General features: G+C 44.1%; 21 protein-coding genes and 1 riboswitch. Of the genes, 18 read left to right on the plus strand and 3 right to left on the minus strand.

What is annotated here, in order from left to right; all coding sequences use genetic code 11:
- Positions 1 to 138: 138 nt before the first annotated feature.
- The gene (locus BM377_RS12040) at positions 139 to 705 is read left to right on the plus strand and encodes a hypothetical protein (protein WP_143104507.1); all 567 of its coding nucleotides are present in this window, start codon (positions 139 to 141) and stop codon (positions 703 to 705) included.
- 26 nt (positions 706 to 731) lie between these two features.
- Here BM377_RS12040 and BM377_RS12045 read toward each other — a convergent pair whose 3' ends face one another.
- The 3 genes from BM377_RS12045 to BM377_RS12055 form a co-directional block, all read right to left on the minus strand.
- Positions 732 to 1499 carry a TraX family protein gene (locus BM377_RS12045; protein ID WP_092248679.1) on the minus strand — a complete coding sequence of 256 codons (768 nt, stop codon included), beginning with the start codon at positions 1497 to 1499 and terminating at the stop codon, positions 732 to 734.
- Between the two features lie 18 nt (positions 1500 to 1517).
- A complete protein-coding gene (gene thyA, locus BM377_RS12050; protein WP_092248682.1) occupies positions 1518 to 2369 on the minus strand; it encodes a thymidylate synthase in 852 nt (283 codons plus the stop codon).
- A gap of 190 nt (positions 2370 to 2559) precedes the next feature.
- Positions 2560 to 4164, minus strand: coding sequence for an MBL fold metallo-hydrolase RNA specificity domain-containing protein (locus BM377_RS12055; protein ID WP_092248685.1), 1605 nt, complete (start codon positions 4162 to 4164; stop codon positions 2560 to 2562).
- Positions 4165 to 4300: 136 nt separating this feature from the next.
- On the opposite strand from BM377_RS12055, the gene BM377_RS12060 reads away from it, so the two are divergent.
- The 17 genes from BM377_RS12060 to thiC all read left to right on the plus strand — a co-directional run bounded on the left by BM377_RS12060 (position 4301) and on the right by thiC (position 20831).
- A complete protein-coding gene (locus tag BM377_RS12060; RefSeq protein WP_242948166.1) occupies positions 4301 to 5437 on the plus strand; it encodes a DUF3048 domain-containing protein in 1137 nt (378 codons plus the stop codon).
- A 47-nt stretch (positions 5438 to 5484) separates the two neighbouring features.
- Positions 5485 to 6618, plus strand: a complete 1134-nt coding sequence (locus BM377_RS12065) for a DUF3048 domain-containing protein (RefSeq protein ID WP_242948167.1) — start codon at positions 5485 to 5487, stop codon at positions 6616 to 6618.
- A gap of 149 nt (positions 6619 to 6767) precedes the next feature.
- The gene (locus BM377_RS12070) at positions 6768 to 7259 is read left to right on the plus strand and encodes a dihydrofolate reductase (RefSeq protein WP_092248688.1); all 492 of its coding nucleotides are present in this window, start codon (positions 6768 to 6770) and stop codon (positions 7257 to 7259) included.
- 15 nt (positions 7260 to 7274) lie between these two features.
- The gene (locus BM377_RS12075) at positions 7275 to 8183 is read left to right on the plus strand and encodes a diacylglycerol/lipid kinase family protein (protein ID WP_177223876.1); all 909 of its coding nucleotides are present in this window, start codon (positions 7275 to 7277) and stop codon (positions 8181 to 8183) included.
- 13 nt (positions 8184 to 8196) lie between these two features.
- Positions 8197 to 9120 carry a leucine-rich repeat protein gene (locus tag BM377_RS12080; RefSeq protein ID WP_092248694.1) on the plus strand — a complete coding sequence of 308 codons (924 nt, stop codon included), beginning with the start codon at positions 8197 to 8199 and terminating at the stop codon, positions 9118 to 9120.
- Complete coding sequence (locus tag BM377_RS12085; protein WP_092248697.1) at positions 9117 to 10481, plus strand: vWA domain-containing protein; 1365 nt, start codon at positions 9117 to 9119, stop codon at positions 10479 to 10481. The genes BM377_RS12080 and BM377_RS12085 overlap by 4 nt, the downstream gene beginning before the upstream one ends.
- A 9-nt stretch (positions 10482 to 10490) precedes the next feature.
- Positions 10491 to 12062 carry an ATP-binding protein gene (locus tag BM377_RS12090; protein ID WP_092248700.1) on the plus strand — a complete coding sequence of 524 codons (1572 nt, stop codon included), beginning with the start codon at positions 10491 to 10493 and terminating at the stop codon, positions 12060 to 12062.
- 162 nt (positions 12063 to 12224) lie between these two features.
- Positions 12225 to 13445, plus strand: a complete 1221-nt coding sequence (locus BM377_RS12095) for a zinc ribbon domain-containing protein (RefSeq protein ID WP_092248703.1) — start codon at positions 12225 to 12227, stop codon at positions 13443 to 13445.
- Between the two features lie 52 nt (positions 13446 to 13497).
- Positions 13498 to 13600: riboswitch (TPP riboswitch) on the plus strand.
- A gap of 118 nt (positions 13601 to 13718) precedes the next feature.
- Positions 13719 to 14291, plus strand: coding sequence for an energy coupling factor transporter S component ThiW (gene thiW / locus BM377_RS12100; protein ID WP_092248706.1), 573 nt, complete (start codon positions 13719 to 13721; stop codon positions 14289 to 14291).
- Between the two features lie 19 nt (positions 14292 to 14310).
- Positions 14311 to 15096 (plus strand): hydroxyethylthiazole kinase, encoded by a 786-nt coding sequence (gene thiM / locus BM377_RS12105; protein ID WP_177223877.1) that lies wholly within the window; start codon positions 14311 to 14313, stop codon positions 15094 to 15096.
- Positions 15087 to 15719, plus strand: a complete 633-nt coding sequence (thiE, locus tag BM377_RS12110) for a thiamine phosphate synthase (protein WP_092248711.1) — start codon at positions 15087 to 15089, stop codon at positions 15717 to 15719. Before thiM ends, thiE begins: the two co-directional genes overlap by 10 nt.
- Before the next feature lie 74 nt (positions 15720 to 15793).
- Positions 15794 to 16591 (plus strand): bifunctional hydroxymethylpyrimidine kinase/phosphomethylpyrimidine kinase, encoded by a 798-nt coding sequence (thiD, locus tag BM377_RS12115; RefSeq protein ID WP_092248714.1) that lies wholly within the window; start codon positions 15794 to 15796, stop codon positions 16589 to 16591.
- Entirely contained in the window at positions 16578 to 16772 is a 195-nt protein-coding gene (gene thiS / locus BM377_RS12120; protein WP_092248717.1) for a sulfur carrier protein ThiS, read from the plus strand. Before thiD ends, thiS begins: the two co-directional genes overlap by 14 nt.
- 1 nt (position 16773) lies before the next feature.
- Positions 16774 to 17409: a thiamine biosynthesis protein ThiF gene (gene thiF / locus BM377_RS12125; RefSeq protein WP_092248720.1), complete on the plus strand. Its 636-nt coding sequence runs from the start codon at positions 16774 to 16776 to the stop codon at positions 17407 to 17409.
- Between the two features lie 27 nt (positions 17410 to 17436).
- Positions 17437 to 18204: a thiazole synthase gene (locus BM377_RS12130; protein ID WP_092248722.1), complete on the plus strand. Its 768-nt coding sequence runs from the start codon at positions 17437 to 17439 to the stop codon at positions 18202 to 18204.
- 10 nt (positions 18205 to 18214) lie between these two features.
- Positions 18215 to 19468: a 2-iminoacetate synthase ThiH gene (gene thiH / locus BM377_RS12135; RefSeq protein ID WP_092248725.1), complete on the plus strand. Its 1254-nt coding sequence runs from the start codon at positions 18215 to 18217 to the stop codon at positions 19466 to 19468.
- Between the two features lie 55 nt (positions 19469 to 19523).
- Positions 19524 to 20831, plus strand: coding sequence for a phosphomethylpyrimidine synthase ThiC (gene thiC / locus BM377_RS12140; RefSeq protein WP_092248728.1), 1308 nt, complete (start codon positions 19524 to 19526; stop codon positions 20829 to 20831).
- The last annotated feature ends 142 nt before the right edge of the window (positions 20832 to 20973 follow it).

Genomic DNA, 20973 nt, shown 5'->3' on the forward strand with positions numbered 1-20973 from the left:
CTAAAAAAAGTACATCTTTTGTAAAAAAAATGTATTGTTAAATGTGTCCAAAGTGTGATAAACTTCAGTTTGAATTGTGAAGTATTTATAAAAAAAGTATAAACTCGGATTGTAATTGAAATTGAATATGAGGTGACTATGATGAAAATGAAGGGAATAGTTGTTACTGTTCTGGTCGTAGCACTGATAGCCATAGGAAGTTTTATCGGATCCCTTTTGTACGCCGGCAGAATTGATGACAGCAATTCATATGGCAAAAAGGAAATCTACCATTCTGCGGAGGAAGCGCTTCTTAGTTTTATGGGTGATGACACCGGAAGCGGCAAGAATTCGCAATCAACTGCTAACAGTAGACTGACTCAGAGAGTAACAGTTATGACGAAGGAAGGGGTTCTTCCTTACAGCGGAACTGTGACCAAACTTCAGGATGCATTTTATCCCGGAACATATGAGATAGAGTTCAGTACACCTGCTTTATTGCCTGAGGAAGCTTCTGTCGAAGTTCAGATGGAGATAAGCGAGGGTGAGGAAGTTTATATCCTTACAGGTGATCAGGATTCCGGATATACCGAGTATGCTGTTGCAACGGTTGGTTCGGGTAATATTGTGAAGTTCAACACGGACAAGCTTCAGACCTATACGATATCTACTACTGATATCCCCGCTGCTCAGAAGGCAATGTCGGGCATGATCGGAGAATCATAATTCGGATAAGCTTACGTGCCATGCGTTTAACCAAGAGTTTGACGCAGATACAATTTGATAAAGTACAAGATAAGAAGATGCGCGGGGTAAAAGGCGTAGAACAGATATTTTAATCTGCCTAGGTTTTTACCTCGCTTTCTGTTGTATAAATACAGAAGTAAAAATCCTACGATGGAATACACCTCATTATTTCTGTAAAAGATGGTAAGATATCCCGCAAACAGATTTAACGGGGTAAAGAATCTTAAAAGATAAAGCACTGTTATAAGCACTATTCCTCTGTAGCTGTAATCGGTATGAAGAAAATGTGCCAAAAGAGCTCCCGCTCCAAATACGCATCCGCTAAGGATGGGCGGTATAAGGTAGTGGAGCTTCTTTTTATCTGCAAAAGAATTGACCTGTTCAATTCCCCATATGACAAGCAGACCCAAGAAGAGAGTAAATAAGACATTGTTGTCCGAAAAATCTAAGGCATCCGACTTGGCGTAGTCATAAGGAAGCTCGGATATTATTCCGAATATGAGAAGACTTATGGCGTATTTTAACTTGCTGTGAGTGTGCAAAAAGCCTTCTATCAAAAGAAAACAAAATATCGGGAAAGCGCTTCTTCCCACGGCGCGAGTTATCTTATAAATGAGCTGAAGCTTTTCAAATGACATAGAAACAGGCAGAATCCCCTCGGCTGTGAGCGGATAAATAAGCATGGCACCTATGTGATCTATCACCATAGAGATGCACGCTATTATCTTAAGTGTGTTGCCGTTTAGCCTGGGTAATTCTGCCTTTAAATTCATGTATCTTTTAACTCCTGTTTAGATTGCGATCGGAATATCTTTAAGCTGTTCTCCCGCAACCTCATAACCTTCAAGAGAAACATCATCTCTTGTGAACTTATAGAAGTCCTTAACATCGGGATTTAAGTGGAACTTAGGTGCCGGAAGAGGTTTCCTTTGAATAAGCTCTTTTATAAGCGGAACATGTCTGTCGTAGATGTGAGCATCTGCGATGACATGTACAAGCTCTCCGACGTTCATATCGCAAACCTGCGCAAGCATATGAACAAGAACCGCATACTGAACCACGTTCCAGTTATTTGCCGCAAGAACGTCCTGTGAACGCTGATTAAGAACAGCGTTGAGAGTAAGCTTATCTTCACCTTTTTTCTGAGTTACGTTATAAGTTACGCTGTATGCGCAAGGATAAAGATTCATCTCATGAAGGTCTGAGAATACGTAAGTGTTGGTCATGATACGTCTGCTGAAAGGATTGTTCTTAAGATCATAGATGACTCTGTCCATCTGATCGAACTCGCCTTCCTTGTAAATGCTTTTTTGACCTATCTGATAGCCGTAGGCTTTTCCGATAGAACCTGTTTCATCAGCCCACTCATCCCAGATATGAGAATGAAGATCGTGAATGTTGTTGCTCTTTTGCTGATAGATCCAAAGAATCTCATCCGTTGCACTCTTAAGTGCCGTCTTTCTGAGAGTCATGATGGGGAATTCTTTTGAAAGATCATATCTGTTTACCACACCGAATTTCTTGATGGTATAAGCGCTTGCACCATCGGGCCAGTGAGGCCTTACTTTTTCTCCCTCGGTTGATGTTCCGTTCTCCAAGATGTCTTTGCACATGGAGATGAAGATTTCATCAGCTTTTCCCATTATAGCTCCTCCTTTATAAATCTAATTATTATGCGATATACGCATGGCTCCACTTCGTTTTCGCCATGCTACGTCCCTTCGGAAATCGATATGCTCATTTTATTCGCATATCTTTTTTCCTCAGGTCCGTTCGGTCACTTCATAAACACAGTATTTTGTGCAAGCACAATACTGTGTTTACTCATTCTCTTTATCGCATCCACTTTTCGCAGAGTGAATTTATCTGATCTGCGAATTTGGCTTTGTCTTTGTTGGTTAAGCCATCGCTCTTTGCAATGATACCCATAAGTCTTGCGCCTGCAGCCTTGAGCCTTGAGTATACATCCGAAACAAGAGTAGACTCTTTTTTCTTGATAGGAATCGGAACACCTTCTTTTATGAAGGTTCCCGAGATAAGATCGTATTCCGTGCCGCTGTAGGGAGCGTAGGTATCAAATCCGTACTCGTCTCTAAGGCAATTGGCAAAAGAAGTACATACGCTGTCTTCGCCGTGAACGATAAATACTTTCTTGGGGCGCTGTTTCTTAAAGCCCTGTATCCATTCTATAAGTCCGTCTTTGTCCGCGTGACCCGATAATCCTTCAAGTCTGCAGATCTCGGCCTTAACTGCGATCGTTTCGCCAAAGAGCTTTATCTCATCCGCGCCGTCAATTATTGTTCTGCCCGTGGTTCCTACTGACTGGTATCCGACAAAGAGGATAGTGCTCTCTTCACGCCACAAGTTGTGCTTTAAGTGATGTCTTATTCTTCCAGCTTCGCACATGCCGGAAGCAGAGATGATAACCTTGGGTTCGGGATCTTCATTGATCGCACGGGACTCATCTGTAGTAATGGAAAGAATGAGTTCTCTGAAAGTGATCGGATTAATATGTCTTTTTACCAGATCCATTGCTTCTTCATCATAGCATTCAAGCTGATTCTGAGAGAAGATCTCGGTTGCCTCAACGGCAAGCGGACTGTCTACGTATACGGGGAAATTCGGATTTGTTTTTACAAGTCCTTCCTTTTTTATCTTACGTATAAAGTAGAGCATTTCCTGAGTACGACCAACTGCAAAAGAGGGAATGACAACATTTCCGCCTCTTGCAAAGGTGCGGTCGAGGATCTCGGTAAGATCTTTTATATAATCGGGTCTTTCTTCCGAGTGAAGTCTGTCACCATAGGTGGACTCCATGACTACGTAATCGGCTTCTTCGGTAAACTGAGGATCTCTTATAAGAGGCTGTTCCTTGTTTCCGATATCGCCGGAGAAAACAATCTTTTTGGTCACGTTCTTTTCGGTGAGCCATACTTCTATGCTGGCTGAACCGAGGAGATGACCTATATCCGTAAATCTGATCTTAACGCCTTCGCAAACATCAATCTCATCACCGTATTTGCAAGGGATGATCATCTTGATGGTCTTCTCTGCATCTTCCATTGTATAGGAAGGCTCCATCTGCTGGATGTCCTTGCTTCGTTTAGCTTTTCTGTTGCGCCATTCCGCTTCCTGCATCTGAATATGCGCGCAGTCTCTGAGCATTATGTTGCACAGGTCTGCCGTTGCGTCTGTTGTGAATATCTTTCCTCTGAAACCTTTTGCATAAAGAAGAGGAAGGTTGCCCGAATGATCGACGTGGGCATGTGTCAGAAAAACATAATCGATCTCGGGAGCAGAAACGGGAAGAGGAACATTTTCAAAATAGTCTTTTCCCTGTTCCATTCCGTAGTCGATAAGAATGTTTTTACCGCAGGCAGATATAAAATGACAACTGCCTGTAACCTCGTGGTCTGCACCAATAAAAGTCAGTTTCATGTAATCACCCCATTAGTTTTCTTAGACTCTTTTTAGCATAACACAATTTCAATGTGGAAAAAATAGGGCATATTTGGTAGAATAGATACAATTAATTGAAAAATTAATTGAAAAAATAAAGGAGACTAGATTAAAAATGCTTTTAAGAAAAAAGGGAAAGAGAACGGCTATTATCATGGCATGTGTCCTTGCTTTTTCTGCATTAACAGCATGCGGATCCGAAGACGGTAATGCCGATTCATCTTTACAGTTGTCTGCTGAGCCTATTACATCCAATGAGGCAGCTACTGAGAGCGCTTCAGATGAGACAACAGAAGAGGTATCTTACGAGATTCCCGAGGGAATGTATTTAAGTGAGATAACAGGTGAGCCTATCAGTGAAGAGATCAAGGATCAGCGTCCTATCGCTGTAATGGTCGACAATGAGAAGATGGCTCTTCCTCACTACGAATTATCCAATGCTGACGTTGTTTATGAGATCATGAACAGTACCAAGAACGATCGTGTAACAAGATTTATGGCTATCGTTAAGGACTGGGGCAAGATCGAGCAGCTTGGTAGTATCAGAAGTACACGTCCTACCAACATTATACTTGCATCAGAGTGGGATGCGGTGCTCTGCCACGACGGAGGACCTCCGGTTCACAACGATCCTTACTTTAAGAATCCTTGGGCTGAGCATTTCTCAGGTACTTTCTCACGTGTAAACAACGGTAAGAAGAGAGAGTTCACAGAGTATATTGTATCGGGCGATCTTGAGAAGAATTTCAAGAACTCAGGTTATTCGACAACATACAACGAGTATGCCAACGAAGGAAGTCACTTCAATTTTGCTCCTTACGGCAAGGAGATCAATCTTGATGAGAAGTATTCAAGATCATATTCTGCCAAGAGCGTATCACTTCCTTTCAAGCACACCGGATCTCAGCTTAAGTACAACGATGAGACCAAGGAATACGAGCAGTATGAGTATGGCAAGCGCCATGAGGATGCCGAGACAGATGCACCTCTTTCATTCAAGAACGTAATCCTTCAGAACTGCTCATTCAACGAGCTTGATAAGAACGGATACCTTATCTACAACTGCATCGGAAGCGGTAACGGATGGTACCTTACAAACGGTGTTGCCAAGGATATCTCATGGGTCAAGGACAGCATGACAGGTGTTACCAAGTTCTATGATGAGAACGGCGATGAGCTTGAGATCAACACAGGTAAGACTTACATCAGCCTTATCCCCGAAGATAGTTGGAGCAACGTTGCCTTTGAATAATCGGGTTAAATAAACTTATAATTGAAAAAATAAGGAGATTAAATATAATGCTATTAAGAACAAACGGAAAGAAAATGGCAGCCATCATGGCATGTATCCTTGCTTTTTCAGCGCTTACTGCATGCGGTTCTAAGGGTGACGGTGCCGAATCATCATTACAGTTGTCCGCTGAACCCATTACATCTAATGATGCAGCTACAGAGAGCACTTCAGAGGAGACAACAGAAGAGGTATCTTACGAGATTCCCGAGGGAATGTATTTAAGTGAGATAACAGGTGAGCCTATCAGTGAAGAGATCAAGGATCAGCGTCCTATCGCTGTAATGGTCGACAACGAGAAGACGGCTCTTGCTCATTTTGAAACAGCCGATGCGGATGTTGTTTATGAGATCATGAACAGTACCAAGAACGATCGTATTACAAGATTTATGTGCATCGTCAAGGATTGGGGTAAGATCAAGCAGTTCGGAAGTATCAGAAGTACACGTCCCACAAATATTCTGCTTGCAGCGGAGTGGAACGCAGTGCTTTGTCATGACGGTGGTCCTTACCACAACGATGCTTACTTTAAAAATCCTTGGGCTGAGCATTTCTCAGGTACTTTCTCACGTGTAGACAACGGTAAGAAGAGAGAGTTCACAGAGTATATTGTATCGGGCGATCTTGAGAAGAATTTCAAGAACTCAGGATATTCGACAACATACAACGAGTATGCCAACGAGGGAAGCCACTTCAATTTTGCTCCTTACGGCAAAGAGATCAATCTTGATGAGAAGTATTCAAGATCATATCCCGCCAAGAGCGTATCACTTCCTTTCAAGCACACCGGAACTCAGCTTAAGTACAACGAGGATACCAAGGAATACGAGCAGTATGAGTATGACGCACGCCATGAGGATGCCGAGACAAATGCACCTCTTTCATTCAAAAACGTAATCCTTCAGAACTGCTCATTTAACCAGCTTGATGAGAACGGATATCTTATCTACAACTGTATCGGTAACGGAAACGGTTGGTACCTCACAAACGGTGTTGCCAAGGATATCACATGGGTTAAGGACAGCATGACAGGTGTTACAAAGTTCTTTGATGAGAACGGCGATGAGCTTCAGATCAACACAGGTAAGACTTACATCAGCCTTATCCCCGAAGATACTTGGGGCAATGTTGTTTTCGAATGATGTGAATGATATAGGTGTCAAAAGTCATAAATGCGTATATCATTCATCATTGAATAATTCAAATATGTAAATGTATAATAAAGGGTGTCACCGACACAGTGTGTCGGGACGCCTTTTATTTGATTAATTTGAACTTGGGAGGAGAATTTATGAAAGCTATCGTTGCGGTTGACAGCAATTGGGCAATAGGAAATAAGGGACAGCTCCTTGTGAGCATTCCTGCGGATCAGAAGGATAACTTCAGACGCAGAACTTCAGGTAATACCATCGTTTACGGAAGAAAAACTCTTGAGACATTTCCTCAGAAGATAGTTCTTCCGAACAGAAGAAATATCATTCTTTCGACAAGAAAAGATTATACGGTTAAGAATGCTGAAGTAGCACATAACAGAGATGAGCTTATGGAGCTTGTTAAGAACGAGAATTCGGATGATGTTTATATCATCGGCGGAGAGACAGTATACAAGCAGTTCATCGATGACTGCGATACTGCGATCGTTACCTTTATAGATAAGGCATACGAGGCTGATGCATACTTCCCCAACCTTGATAAGGATCCCAACTGGGAACTCGTTGAGGAAAGTGATGAGCAGGTATACTTTGACATCACATATACTTACAGAATTTATAAAAAGAAATAAATGAGGCAAATGTTTATGGGAAAGAGAGCACTGGTACTTATAAATAAATCAGCGGGAACGGGAAAAGCCGGAAACAATACCTTTGCGATAGCGACAGGTCTGGCCGAGAGGGGCTATGAGCCTATCGTCTATCCGATAATTCCCGGTTCCGGACTTACTTCCGAGACAATAATAGGAAGGTATGACGGACAGGTTGATGAAATAGTTTGCAGTGGCGGCGACGGTACGCTTAATCATGTTGTCGGCGCAGTTATGGATATAAAGGACAAACCTGTTATTTCATATATTCCCGCAGGAAGTACCAATGATTTTGCCAAGGGACTGGGAATCCCGAGTGTTCACGCATCTGCGCTTGAGGTGGCTTTGGACGGCTATCCTTTTTCGTACGACGTAGGCAAGATGAATAACCGATATTTTAACTACGTTGCTGCTTTCGGTGCTTTCTCCAAGGTCAGCTATGCTACCGATCAGGATCTTAAAAATATCCTTGGATATGCTGCGTACGTTATCAGTGCTATTTCAGAACTTCCGCAGAGCCTTGGCTACAACTCTCATATGAAGATAGATATAGACGGCGAAATTATAGAGGATGACTATGTCTTCGGAGCGGTATGTAATTCGGGTTCCATCGGAGGCATGAATATATTCGGAAAGACCGACGTTAAACTCGATGACGGTGAGATGGAGCTTTTACTTATTCATGCGCCCAAGAATATCGTGGAGTTTAATGAAATCCTCGGGGCTCTTGCGACCAATATTGAGAGCAGCAATCTGATAACGATCAAGCAGGTTAAAAAAGTAAAGTTTATGTCAGAGACAGAGTGCGAATGGACAGTTGACGGCGAGTTTGGCGGTGCATACAAGGAAACGGATATAAGCGTTATAAACAAGGCGATAACCATAAAGGTTAAGCATAAGAAATAAGAACGGTTAAACGATGGCTTTTTTATACGAGAAAAAGAAAAGTAAAAAAGACGGTCATGAATATATTGAGATAACGGGCTATGAAGGAAACGGAGAGAAGCTTGTTATACCCAAAACAATAGAGGGGCTTTCTGTCGAGGCGATAGGAAACCACTCTTTTTCGGGAAGAGAAGATATAGTAAGTGTGGAGATTCCCGAGAGCGTTAAGACGTTATACGGATTTGCTTTTCATAATTGCAAGAATCTTGAGAAGATAAGTATCTTCGACAGTCTCGATGATTATTATGACGGAGTGTGCAGGCAGTGCGACAAACTTAAGATAATCGATATTACCGTTAATTCGGGATGGTACGAGGTTATCAGAAATTTTCTTGCTGACAGCGACAGAACGCTTGAGTTCAGGATACATATTAAGACGGATGCCGGCTATGATGAGGCGAGGCTTACGTTCCCTGAGTTTGTCTATGATTTTAATGAGAATACCATGGCACGAACCATACAGTTTTCAATCGCGGGCTCCGGCTATGCATACAGAGAGTGCGTCGACAGAAGGAGCATTGATTACAGAGAATACGACAGGCTTTTTGACAAAGCGGTCATCGACGGAAATGCGCTGTCGGAGAGTATAGCTATGGGAAGACTTCTTTTTCCCAAAGAGCTTCTTGAAGGCTACAGAGCCGTTTATGAGAAGTATGTAAGAAAGAACGGCGCGGGGATTCTTTGTCGTCTGATAGATGACGTTAATGAAGATGAAAGTTTGGAGCTTATGAAGGCTCTTTTGACATACAGATGCGCGGATGCGCAGAAAGTCCTTGAAGATGCCGATATCGACAAGGCTATTGAATATGCTGCGGGCAAGGAGAAGACTCTTTTTTCCGCGGCACTTATGGATGCGGGTGCAGAGACTGCGGGAATGGCGACGGAGTTTATTTTATGATGGCTGAGGGAAGTAAGAAAAAGAGAGAGCTTAGCGAGATGGGCTGCAGGGTCTTGGATGCGTCGAGAACCGAGCTCTATATTGCCATGAGATTTATGAGCGCGGCGCTTTCAAGTCTTTCTTACGAGATGGATCTTTCGACGACGAGTGTCGGAACGGACGCGGTCAGCATAAGATTCAATCCGTCATATTTATTTAAGTTGTTTACCGAGGAGCCGGCAAGGCTTAACAGGACTTATATGCACATGCTTATGCATTGCATTTTCAGGCATATGTACACATCGGGAAGATACGAGGAGGAGCGGCTTTATGATCTGTGCGCGGATATAGTCGTCGAGTCGATCCTCGATGACATGGATTATAAGTGCATTTACAGGATCTCATCCGATTATCGGGACGGCTGGTATGAGAGGCTTTCTCGGGATGTGAAGGTTCTTACGGTGGAGAAGCTTTATCGCTATTTTTCCGAGGAGCATCCTTTTGAAGATTATGACGAATTCGAGAAACTGGAAAAAGAGTTTTGGGCGGATGATCACGGCTTTTGGAAAAGGCTTCCCAAGGATGATCCGAATGCTGATGAAGACGAAAAGAAAAATGACAACGTGCATTTCATTTCGCCGAATCGCATGAAGCTTATCGAAGATAAGGAAAAAGACTGGGAGAAGGAAAGTAAGCGCCTTCAGACCGAGATAGAAACCGTTGGCAAAAAGGCAAGTGACAGGATCGGAAAGCTTTCTTATATTTTGAAATATGAGAATACCGGAAGGACTGACTACCGCGATTTTCTGGATGATTTCATGGTTGTTCGAGAAGAGACTATCATAGATCCCGACTCTTTTGACTACGGAATGTATACGTTTGGAATTGAGATGTATGGGAACATGCCTCTTATTGAAGAGAACGAGCATCGCGAAGTTAAAAAGATTCAGGAGCTTGTGATAGCGATCGATACTTCCGCATCCTGCGAGGATGGGCTGGTTCAACGTTTCCTTAACGAGACTGCATCGATTCTTTTGTCCGGAGAAAATTTCTTTAGGAAGATCAAGATACATGTGATCCAATGTGATGATGAGGTCAAAAGAGATGACGTGATTCTTTCTGTTGATGATATGAAAAAGTATTCGGACGGAGTGCATGTCGAAGGTGGCTACGGAACGGATTTTAGGCCTGTCTTTTCACATGTTGAGAAACTTATCGAGAAGGAAGAACTTAAGAATCTTAAGGGGCTTATTTATTTTACGGACGGATACGGAGTTTATCCGAAGGAAGCAACTAAGTACGAGACGGCTTTTGTTTTTGCCAAAGACGAAGACTATAATGACAGCGAAGTGCCTGATTGGGCGCAGAAGTTGTATATATAAGGGGTAGCTATGAATATCAGAGAAGCGAAGGATGAAATAAAGAACGCGGTACGTGCGTACCTTGAAAAAGATGAAGCGGGGCAGTATGAGATACCTGTTGAGAGGCAGCGTCCCGTGCTGCTTATGGGACCTCCCGGAATCGGTAAAACTGCGATCATGGAGCAGATAGCACACGAGCTCGGAATCGGGCTTGTTTCTTATACGATCACGCATCATACAAGGCAGAGTGCGATCGGACTTCCGATGATATCTGAAAAAGAGTACGGTGATAAAAAATATTCCGTGACCGAATATACGATGAGTGAGATTGTGGGCTCGGTTTATGACAAGATTGAGAAGACCGGAATTAAGGAGGGAATTCTTTTTCTTGATGAGATCAACTGCGTTTCCGAGACGCTTGCTCCCACAATGCTTCAGTTTCTTCAGTACAAGACTTTTGGAAGTCACAAGGTTCCTGATGGCTTTATCATAGTTACTGCGGGCAATCCCGCCAGATACAACAAATCAGTCAGGGAGTTTGATATTGTTACGCTCGACCGCGTGCGCAAGATCACGATAGAAGAGGACTTTGATGCGTGGAAAGAGTATGCATACAAAGAGGGCGTTCACGGCGCCATCATGGCATACCTGGAAATCAAGAAGGATAATTTCTACAGTATCAAGAGCGATGTCGATGGAAAGAGTTTTGTCACAGCCAGAGGCTGGGAGGATCTTTCGCGTGTCATAAAGGTTCATGAAAAGCTTGGCATTCCCGTTGATAACAAGCTTACGGACCAGTACTTACAGGATAAAGAGATTGCAAGAGACTTTGCGGATTACTACGAGCTTTATCACAGATACAACGAGCTATATAAGATTCCCGATATTCTTGAAGGCAAGTTCCCCGAAGATCTTGCGGCGATCAAGAACGGAGCATTTGATGAAAAGCTCAGCATCATCGGGCTTCTCACAGATAAGCTTATGGACGAGTTCAGAGATTATTCCAAGAACGCCGCCGTGCAGAAGCTTGTGTATGAGGTGGTGAAGAAGTATGTGGATGGCGCAGGCGACGCAGACGGAAGCGAGGAAAAACGGAGCGGCGAAAAAGGAAGTCTTTCCGACATGATTGCCGCGTTGGAAGAGAAGACCGCGCATGACGCGGAAGCAGGACTTCTAAATCGCGAGGAAGAAAGCGAGAGAAGACTTGCTGTGGCTGCGATTAGAGAGTGTTTGAAGGAAGCCACGGCAGCAGGCGCAAATGCGCAGAACGACGCGGGCGTTTCTTCAAACGCAGTCGACGCCGCAAAGAAGTGGTTCACTTCTCGTGAGACCGACAGACAGGCGCAGATCAAGGCGACAGGCGAGCACCTTACCAACTCTTTTGAGTTTATGGAAAAAGCTTTCGGCAATCCCGAATCCCTTACGGGAAGCCAGGAGATGGTAATCTTCTTAACCGAACTTTCCAATGCTTATCACAGTTTGAAATTCGTAAGAGAAACCGGTAACGAAGCATATTATAAATACAATAAGCTGCTTCTTTTAAATGACAGAAAGCAGGAATTAAACCGCGAGATTTTGGAATTTGCATCCGAGTGGAAATGAAGCTCTGTGTAACGCTTTGAACCTCCGATTGCTGCTGCGATTATCGCCAAACATTGACGAATCGATACGATATGTTGTAATATGTTAAAGGATTTTAAACTTGTTTTAATAAAACAAATCCAATGACGGAAGTCTAAAACAACGTATCGGAGGAAAGAGACAATGAAAGAAATCACAAGGAAACCTGTGATTACAGCAGAGAATATAATAAGAGTTCTTTCTGTAATTGTTACTATTATTTTCTTTTGCCCGACGTTTGCGATGTCATTTTCAGAGCAGAAGGTCGGTGTTTCGACAATGAATTTGGTAGGCGGTATTAAGTACAACGGAGAGGCTCTGGTAAAGCCTCAGTTTATACTGTTACTTTGCCTTTTATTACCTATCGCTATTTTTGTAGTTCTTTTTATCAGACAGATCACTGAGGAGAGAGTGACTCAGATTGTAGTTGCCTGCGCGGCGGCAGATCTGTTTTTTACAGTCATCAGTAGAGCTATAGCAAGTAATGCGGCAGCAAAGAATGATTTTGCTTTTAAATCAAAAGCTTGGTTTGTTTTTGATATTATTGTCTTGCTTATGATCATTACATTATCTGTTTTGGTGCTGCTTAGATTTGTTTATCTTGAGGATGACTTATTGGCGCGCTTTGCAGGTCCGGATGTCAAGGATACATTAACTCAGGTGGCATCATCTGTAGGAAAGCTTGCGGAGAATGTTTCCGGAAGCGTAGGAAAGAATAAGATTCCCAAAGAGGATATTATGGGATACTGCTTTAAGTGCGGAGCCCCTATTGTCTTTGAGGATGAGATCTGTACATCTTGCGGATGGCCTGTTCCCGAAGATCTGATCGCTGAGGCGGAAGAAGAAAGAAGAGCCGCAGAGGAAGCCAGAAGGGCTGCAGAAGAAGCTGCCCGTAAGGAAGCGGAAGAAAGAGCGAGAAGAGAAGCCGAAGAGAAGGCCAGAAGAGAAGCCGAGGAAAGAGCAAGAAGAGAGGCTGAAGAAAAGGCAAGAAGAGAGGCCGAGGAAAAGAGACGCGCCGAAGAGGAGAAGAGACGCGCTGAGGCAGAGAGAAGACGTGCTGAGGAAGAGGCTTGGCGTGAGGAAGAAGAGGAAAGACGCAGAAGAGCCGAAGCAAGACGAAGAGATGAAGCCGGAAGACGTCGCGTAGCACCTCCCAGACGTGGTGAAGAAGACGGTTATCTGGATGATGACTACGTAGATGAGCGTACGGATAAAGAACTTGCTAAGCTTGCTTACGGACCCGGTTCGGATTCAAAACGCGGATCCGGATCAAGAGCTAAGTCCAGAGTGGCATTTTGCACAAGGTGCGGAGAGAAGCTTCCAAGCGATGCTGTATTCTGTCCATACTGCGGCAAAAGATTATAATTGCTATTGTAATTACTTTCGCTATGGTGTATAAACATAGTTGAATAAAAATTTTATAGACGGGAGCTTGTATTACAGGCTGAGAGGAAGGTGTGACCTTCGACCGAGAACCTGATTTGGATAATGCCAACGTAGGGATGCCTTAAATATAGGAAACTAATGCGGAAGCTTACCGGACGGGAGCCTCCGCTTTTTTTGTTACAAAAAAGGAAAGCTCCTTGATGCGGCTTGCGTACCGGTGTGCATTTACAGGCCCGTCAAAAGGAGACTCTTATGAAGAATTCAAAAGTACTACTCAAAATGGTAACACTGGCAATGTTTGTAGCGCTCGGAGTTGTTATTTCTCCGATCCTCAGAGTTGAGGGAATGTGCCCGATGGCGCATCTTATCAACATCACGTGCGCTGTGTTTATGGGGCCTGTTTACGCGCTTACATGCGCGGTTCTCATCGGTATCATCAGAATGATGACAATGGGAATTCCACCGCTTGCGCTTACGGGAGCTGTGTTTGGAGCAACGCTTTCCGGAATCCTATACAAGGTTTCCAAAGGAAAGATAATCGCAGCTGTTCTTGGTGAGATCATCGGAACGGGAATCATCGGCGCGATCGTTTCATATCCTGTTATGACATATCTTTGGGGTAAAGAAGGCTTGACACTTTTCTTTTATGTTCCTTCTTTTATCATGGGAACACTCATCGGAGGCAGCATCGCGTACCTCCTTCTTAAAAGACTTGCTGCGACAGGAATGCTCAGAAAAATTCAGGACAGCTTAAACGGCTCTGATGAAGTCAGGGACATCCACACTGAAAAAGAAAACAAAACTACTGAAGAAAAAGCAGTTTGATGATCAAAAGGTTGATGAGATGAATTTAGATATCTGTAAAAAAATAAAAGAACGATCACCGCTCATACACTGCATCACGAATCCGATTTCGATAATGCAGTGTGCGAACGCTGTGCTCCTTTTGGGCGCGCGCCCCATTATGGCGGAGCACCCGGATGAGGTTCGTGATATAACGGCGAGTGCGAAAGCTCTTTTACTCAACTTCGGAAACATAACGAGAGACAGGCTTGAAGCAATTAAGACTTCGTACGACGAAGCTATGAAAAAAGAAATTCCGATCGTGATAGATGCGGTTGGCGCTGCGTGTTCGGAGCTTAGAAGAGCGACTGTAAATGAACTGCTCGGAAAAAGAAATCCAAAAGTACCGCTGCTTATTAAGGGCAACTATTCGGAGATACGAGCTCTTTTGGATGAGTCTTACAAATCATCCGGAGTTGATGCAGATAAAAAACTTACATTTGAAGAGATACTTGATATGGCAAAAGAGCTTGCAAAAAGGCACGGGGTTACAGTCCTTGCAAGCGGTGAAAAAGATATCGTGACTGACGGGAATAAAATAGCTGTGATCGAGAACGGTACAAAAAAGCTGGGCAGCATTACGGGAACGGGATGCATGCTGGGAGCCGTGTGCGCAGCTTTCTTTTCAATACAAACAGATATTGATTCGATCGTATGGGCGACGGCCGGCTTTGGAATAAGCGGCGAAAACGCCAAGGGAGACATGTTCCTGATGCGTTTGTTTGACGCCATTGCGGAAATAGATGACGACATCATTGAAGAGAGGAAGAAGGTTACATGGGTTTAGACAGAAAACAGCTAAGGCTTTACCTTGTCACAAACAGCGACGGAAAGAGCGAAGAAGAGTTTCTTAAGGCTCTTGAAGAAGCAATCGGGGGCGGTGTTTCTTTTGTGCAGATAAGAGAAAAGAACAAGACAACAGCCGAGTACATAGACCTGGTGAGCAAGGCACTTGAAATAACAAGGAAGCATAATGTTCCTCTTGTTGTAGATGACAGAGTCGATGTAGTTCTTGCGACGGGGGCCGACGGAGTGCATGTCGGAAGAGACGATATGCCTGTCGAGACGGCAAGAAAGATTCTTGGAAAAGACAAGATAGTAGGCGCAACAACAAAGACTGTAGAGCAGGCGCTTGCGGCGTACAAAGCAGGTGCGGATTATCTGGGAGTCGGTGCAATCTATCCGACAACGACCAAGGTTAAGACCGTGCTTACTTCAACGGATACTCTTAATGATATATGCAATGCGGTTCCGATTCCTGCCAATGCGATCGGCGGACTTAACAAGGACAATCTCGGAGTTTTGAAAGGAATTCCGATCGCGGGAGTTTGCGTGGTCTCCGCGATCATGAAAGCAGATGATCCAAGGAAGGCCGCGGCAGAACTGGTTAAAGCGATAGAAGAACTGTGACAGATGAATATGATTCAGTAATAATTTACTGCTTAAGCTTTGTAATACGAAGTATTTGATTTGAGAGGTGTTTTATGAAAGTGGTTTTATCGATAGCGGGAAGTGACAGTAGCGGCGGCGCAGGAATACAGGCGGATCTTAAGACTATGACCGCACACAAGGTATATGGAATGACTGCGATAACTGCACTGACGGCACAGAATACAACAGGGGTTACGGCAATCATGGAATCTACGCCGGAATTTCTCGGGCAGCAGATAGAGGCTTGTCTGAGCGACATTCCGTGCGATGCGGCGAAGATCGGAATGCTTCCTTCTGCGGAGCAGGTGAAAGTAGTCTATGACAAACTCACCAAGTATAAGGTAAAAAATCTTGTAGTCGATCCCGTAATGGTTGCTACAAGCGGGAGCAGTCTGATGAAAGATACGACAGCCGATGTTATGGCAAGACTTCTTTTTCCGATAAGCAGAGTCATAACGCCCAATATACCTGAGGCGCAGACACTTACAGGTTTAACAATAACATCTAGAAAAGACATGGAAAAAGCGGCGGAAGAGCTTGGAAATGAAAGCGGATGCGCGGTTCTTCTAAAGGGTGGTCACAGCATTGAAGATGCCAGTGATGTACTTTATGAGAACGGGAAGATCACATGGTTCGAGGGAAAAAGAATTGAGAGCAGCAACACTCACGGAACGGGATGCACACTCTCAAGCGCGATAGCTTCAAACCTTGCACTTGGTTTGAATCTCGAAGATGCTATACGAAATGCAAAAGCATATATCTCTGATGCGATCGCGTCGGGACTTAATCTGGGCAAGGGTTCGGGACCGCTGGATCATATGGTATGGAGGAATGAACATGGTCAAAATTAACGGAAAAGAATACCAATATGAAAATAAGCAGCTTTCTGCGATTCTTTCAGAACTCAACTACGACAGGGAGAGAGTCGCTGTTGAGATAAATGAAGAAATAGTACCTAAGGTATGCTACGACATAACTATTCTTAAGGACGGAGATATCGTAGAAGTTGTGAGCTTTGTAGGAGGCGGCTGATATGATACCGACAAGAGATGAGTTCTACAATGCGCTTATAGAGCGGCACGGTGCAGAGAATCAAAAGAAATTCGACAGGGCAACCGTGGCAATATGCGGACTTGGCGGGCTCGGATCCAACATTGCGATATGTCTTGCAAGAGCCGGTGTTGGGAAGCTGATTCTTATCGACTTTGACAAGGTTGATATATCCAACCTTCACAGGCAGCAGTACAAGGCGGATCAGGTCGGTATGCCTAAGCCTGAAGCGCTTTCAAATAATTTAAAAGAAATAAATCCATATATAATCATCGAGACGCACAACGTAAAAGTTACGGAAGAAAACGTCATCGAACTTACGAAAGAAGCGGATATAGTATGCGAGGCATTTGATAAGGCAGAAAACAAAGCAATGCTTGTAAATGCGATACTTGAAAATGCTCCCGATAAGTATCTTGTATCAAGTTCGGGAATGGCGGGCTTTGGAAGTTCCAATCTTATTAAGACAAAAAAGATCTCAAAAAGATTCTTTTTATCGGGGGATTCCGTAAGTGACGTAAACGACGGCATCGGGCTGATCTCTTCGAGAGTGATGGTGTGTGCCGCGCACGAAGCGCACATGGCACTGCGTATATTGATGGGAGAGGCTACGGTTTAACTAAAGATTTTAGGTAGGAGAAGGAAAATGGCAGAAGACAAACTTATTATCGGAGGAAAAGAATTTAATTCCCGATTCATTCTCGGTTCGGGAAAGTACTCGATGAAACTTATCGAGGCTGCAACACGTGATGCGGGCGCTGAGATAATCACGCTTGCGGTAAGAAGAACAAATACGAAGGATGAGGAGAACATTCTGGATTTTATTCCCAAGAATGTTACGCTCCTTCCGAATACAAGCGGGGCAAGGGATGCAAAAGAGGCGGTGAGAATAGCCAGACTTGCAAGAGAGCTTGGCTGCGGTGATTTTGTAAAGATCGAGATCATGCGCGATACAAAATATCTTTTGCCCGACAATTATGAAACGATCAGAGCAACGGAGATACTTGCAAAAGAAGGATTTGTGGTAATGCCTTATATGTACCCGGACCTCAATGTTGCAAGAGAACTTAAGGAAGTCGGAGCAGCATCGATCATGCCGCTTGCTTCACCGATAGGCTCCAACAAAGGTCTTTCAACAAAGGATTTCATTCAGATTCTTATTGACGAGATTGATCTTCCTATAATCGTGGATGCCGGAATCGGCAGACCATCGCAGGCTTGTGAAGCAATGGAGATGGGAGCTGCGGCTATCATGGCAAACACAGCGCTTGCAACAGCAGGAAATCTGACACTTATGGCGTCTGCGTTTAAAGATGCCATTGAAGCAGGAAGAAAAGCATATCTTGCGGGAGTCGGAAGAGTTCTGACACGCGGAGCAAGTGCATCGGATCCTCTGACAGGGTTCTTACACTAAGGAGGACGGTATGGAAAATCATTTTTTGATTGATTCGGATGAATTGTCCGAGGCGGGGCTTGAGCGCAAGCACAGAATTGAAAACGATCCTTCTTTCAGAACGGACCACATGGCGTATCTGCCAAAAATGGACGTGATCGAATCCGATGTTTGCAAGAATGTAATGGAGCACTTTGAGTCTTACGATTACAGCAAGTATACGGCGAAAGATGTAAGAAGAGCTCTTGATAGCGAGAGATGTTCGATTGAAGATTTCAAGGCACTTCTTTCGCCTGCGGCGGAGCCTTTTCTTGAGCAGATGGCAGAGAAGGCTCAGCGCGAGACGAGTAAGCACTTTGGAAATACGGTATATCTTTTTACCCCGATATATATCGCAAATTATTGCGAGAACTACTGCGTTTACTGCGGATTTAACTGCTATAACAGGATAAAGAGAATGAAGCTTTCGTATGAGCAGATTGAGCACGAGATGAAGGTTATCGCAGACAGCGGGATGGAGGAGATCCTGATACTTACAGGCGAAAGTCCCGTCAACTCGGATATTGAGTACATAGGAGAAGCGTGCAAGATTGCGAGAAAGTACTTCCGAATGGTCGGAGTTGAGATTTATCCCGTGAATGTCAAAGACTATAAGTATCTTCATGAGTGCGGTGTCGATTATGTCACGGTGTTCCAGGAAACGTACGACACGGACAGATATGAACAGCTTCATCTTATGGGAAATAAAAGAGTTTGGCCTTATAGATTTGATGCACAGGAGAGGGCGCTTATGGGCGGCATGCGAGGCGTAGCTTTTTCGGCGCTTTTGGGACTTTCGGATTTTAGGAAAGATGCACTTGCTTCGGCGCTTCACGTATATTTTTTGCAAAGGAAATATCCTTACGCAGAGATGTCTTTGTCCTGTCCGAGACTACGACCGATCATAAACAACGAGACTATCAATCCGCTTGATGTGGGTGAGAAGCAACTTTGTCAGATACTGTGCGCATACAGGATATTCCTGCCTTTCTGCGGAATAACGGTTTCGTCCAGGGAAACGGCTGAGTTTAGAAACGGCATCGTGAAGATCGCGGCAACCAAGGTATCTGCGGGAGTATCGACAGGAATCGGAGACCACGAACAGAAGTATTCGGGAAAAGAAAAAAGTGAACAATCCGGAGATGAACAGTTTGAAATATCTGACGGACGAAGTCTTGACAGAATGTATGAAGATATTGAAAGCGAAGGACTTCAGCCGGTTTACAACGACTACGTATACCTATGATATATGGAAAAACGGTAGTTAAAAAAATAAAAAAGCAGAATAGGAGAAGTATTTAATGGGAGAGTATTCAACACAGATGGAAGCAGCCCGCAAGGGTATTGTGACAAAGGAAATGGAGGCAGTTGCGAAAAAAGAGTATCGTGACACGGAGTTCATAAGAGCACTTGTTGCCGAGGGGAAAATTGCAATTCCCGCAAACAAGAACCACAAATGTATTGATCCCGAAGGCGTCGGATCGATGCTCAGAACAAAGATCAACGTAAATCTCGGAGTATCAAGGGATTGCAAGGATTATGACATCGAGATGGAGAAGGTTATGGCTGCGGTCAACATGGGAGCTGAAGCTATCATGGACCTTTCAAGTCACGGAAATACACAGCCTTTCAGAAAGAAGCTCACGGAGTCGTGTCCCGCGATGATAGGCACGGTTCCGGTATATGACAGTGTTATTCATTATCAGAGGGATCTTGCGGAGCTCACAGCCAAGGACTTTATTGATGTGGTAAGACTTCATGCCGAGGACGGAGTTGACTTTGTCACACTTCACTGCGGAATTACAAGAAAGACAATAGAGCAGATCAAGAAGCACAAGAGAAAGATGAACATTGTTTCAAGAGGCGGATCACTCGTATTTGCCTGGATGTGCATGACCGGAAACGAGAATCCTTTTTATGAATACTATGATGATATTCTTGAGATCTGCAGAGAGTACGACGTTACCATATCACTCGGAGATGCGTGCAGACCCGGCTGTCTTGCCGATGCCAGCGATGTTTGCCAGATAGAAGAGCTTGTAAGACTCGGAGAGCTCACTAAGAGAGCCTGGGAAAAAGACGTACAGGTTATGGTAGAAGGTCCCGGACACGTTCCTATGGATCAGATCGAAGCCAACATGAAGATTCAGAACACGATCTGCATGGGTGCGCCTTTCTATGTACTCGGACCCCTTGTTACCGATATCGCACCCGGATACGATCACATCACTTCTGCTATCGGAGGCGCCATCGCAGCAGCTTCCGGAGCAGCCTTCCTTTGCTACGTTACACCCGCCGAGCATCTTGCACTTCCCAATGTCGATGACGTTAAGCAGGGAATCATAGCGTCCAAGATCGCAGCTCACGCCGCTGATATCGCCAAGAAGATCCCTCACGCTATGGATAGAGACAATGCAATGGGAGATGCGAGAAGAGTTCTCGATTGGGATAAGCAGTGGGAGTGTGCACTCGATCCCGAGACGGCCAAGAAGATCCGTGACGACAGGTCTCCCGAGTACGATGACACATGTTCTATGTGTGGCAAATTCTGCGCCGTACGCAGCATGAATAAGGCTCTGGAGGGAGAATATGTAGATATTCTGGGATGATCTGAATACTGATTTTTAAAGACCCGCATGGTTGACCGCTATGCGGGTTTTAATATTAAATTAGGTCAAGAAAAGACATTAATTTTGGTATGTTTTATTTGTGCAAAATTGTGATATGATAATATACATCAACAAAAATGAA

It is taken from the genome of Butyrivibrio sp. INlla21 (assembly GCF_900116875.1).
Lineage (GTDB): Bacteria > Bacillota > Clostridia > Lachnospirales > Lachnospiraceae > Butyrivibrio.

Excerpts from the sequence above, each read along its gene's own strand:
- BM377_RS12040 (WP_143104507.1), top strand. The coding sequence starts at position 139 with ATGATGAAAATGAAGGGAATAGTTGTTACTGTTCTGGTCGTAGCACTG.
- BM377_RS12045 (WP_092248679.1), bottom strand. The coding sequence starts at position 1,499 with ATGAATTTAAAGGCAGAATTACCCAGGCTAAACGGCAACACACTTAAG.
- thyA (WP_092248682.1), bottom strand. The coding sequence starts at position 2,369 with ATGGGAAAAGCTGATGAAATCTTCATCTCCATGTGCAAAGACATCTTG.
- BM377_RS12055 (WP_092248685.1), bottom strand. The coding sequence starts at position 4,164 with ATGAAACTGACTTTTATTGGTGCAGACCACGAGGTTACAGGCAGTTGT.
- BM377_RS12060 (WP_242948166.1), top strand. The coding sequence starts at position 4,301 with ATGCTTTTAAGAAAAAAGGGAAAGAGAACGGCTATTATCATGGCATGT.
- BM377_RS12065 (WP_242948167.1), top strand. The coding sequence starts at position 5,485 with ATGCTATTAAGAACAAACGGAAAGAAAATGGCAGCCATCATGGCATGT.
- BM377_RS12070 (WP_092248688.1), top strand. The coding sequence starts at position 6,768 with ATGAAAGCTATCGTTGCGGTTGACAGCAATTGGGCAATAGGAAATAAG.
- BM377_RS12075 (WP_177223876.1), top strand. The coding sequence starts at position 7,275 with ATGGGAAAGAGAGCACTGGTACTTATAAATAAATCAGCGGGAACGGGA.
- BM377_RS12080 (WP_092248694.1), top strand. The coding sequence starts at position 8,197 with ATGGCTTTTTTATACGAGAAAAAGAAAAGTAAAAAAGACGGTCATGAA.
- BM377_RS12085 (WP_092248697.1), top strand. The coding sequence starts at position 9,117 with ATGATGGCTGAGGGAAGTAAGAAAAAGAGAGAGCTTAGCGAGATGGGC.
- BM377_RS12090 (WP_092248700.1), top strand. The coding sequence starts at position 10,491 with ATGAATATCAGAGAAGCGAAGGATGAAATAAAGAACGCGGTACGTGCG.
- BM377_RS12095 (WP_092248703.1), top strand. The coding sequence starts at position 12,225 with ATGAAAGAAATCACAAGGAAACCTGTGATTACAGCAGAGAATATAATA.
- thiW (WP_092248706.1), top strand. The coding sequence starts at position 13,719 with ATGAAGAATTCAAAAGTACTACTCAAAATGGTAACACTGGCAATGTTT.
- thiM (WP_177223877.1), top strand. The coding sequence starts at position 14,311 with ATGAATTTAGATATCTGTAAAAAAATAAAAGAACGATCACCGCTCATA.
- thiE (WP_092248711.1), top strand. The coding sequence starts at position 15,087 with ATGGGTTTAGACAGAAAACAGCTAAGGCTTTACCTTGTCACAAACAGC.
- thiD (WP_092248714.1), top strand. The coding sequence starts at position 15,794 with ATGAAAGTGGTTTTATCGATAGCGGGAAGTGACAGTAGCGGCGGCGCA.
- thiS (WP_092248717.1), top strand. The coding sequence starts at position 16,578 with ATGGTCAAAATTAACGGAAAAGAATACCAATATGAAAATAAGCAGCTT.
- thiF (WP_092248720.1), top strand. The coding sequence starts at position 16,774 with ATGATACCGACAAGAGATGAGTTCTACAATGCGCTTATAGAGCGGCAC.
- BM377_RS12130 (WP_092248722.1), top strand. The coding sequence starts at position 17,437 with ATGGCAGAAGACAAACTTATTATCGGAGGAAAAGAATTTAATTCCCGA.
- thiH (WP_092248725.1), top strand. The coding sequence starts at position 18,215 with ATGGAAAATCATTTTTTGATTGATTCGGATGAATTGTCCGAGGCGGGG.
- thiC (WP_092248728.1), top strand. The coding sequence starts at position 19,524 with ATGGGAGAGTATTCAACACAGATGGAAGCAGCCCGCAAGGGTATTGTG.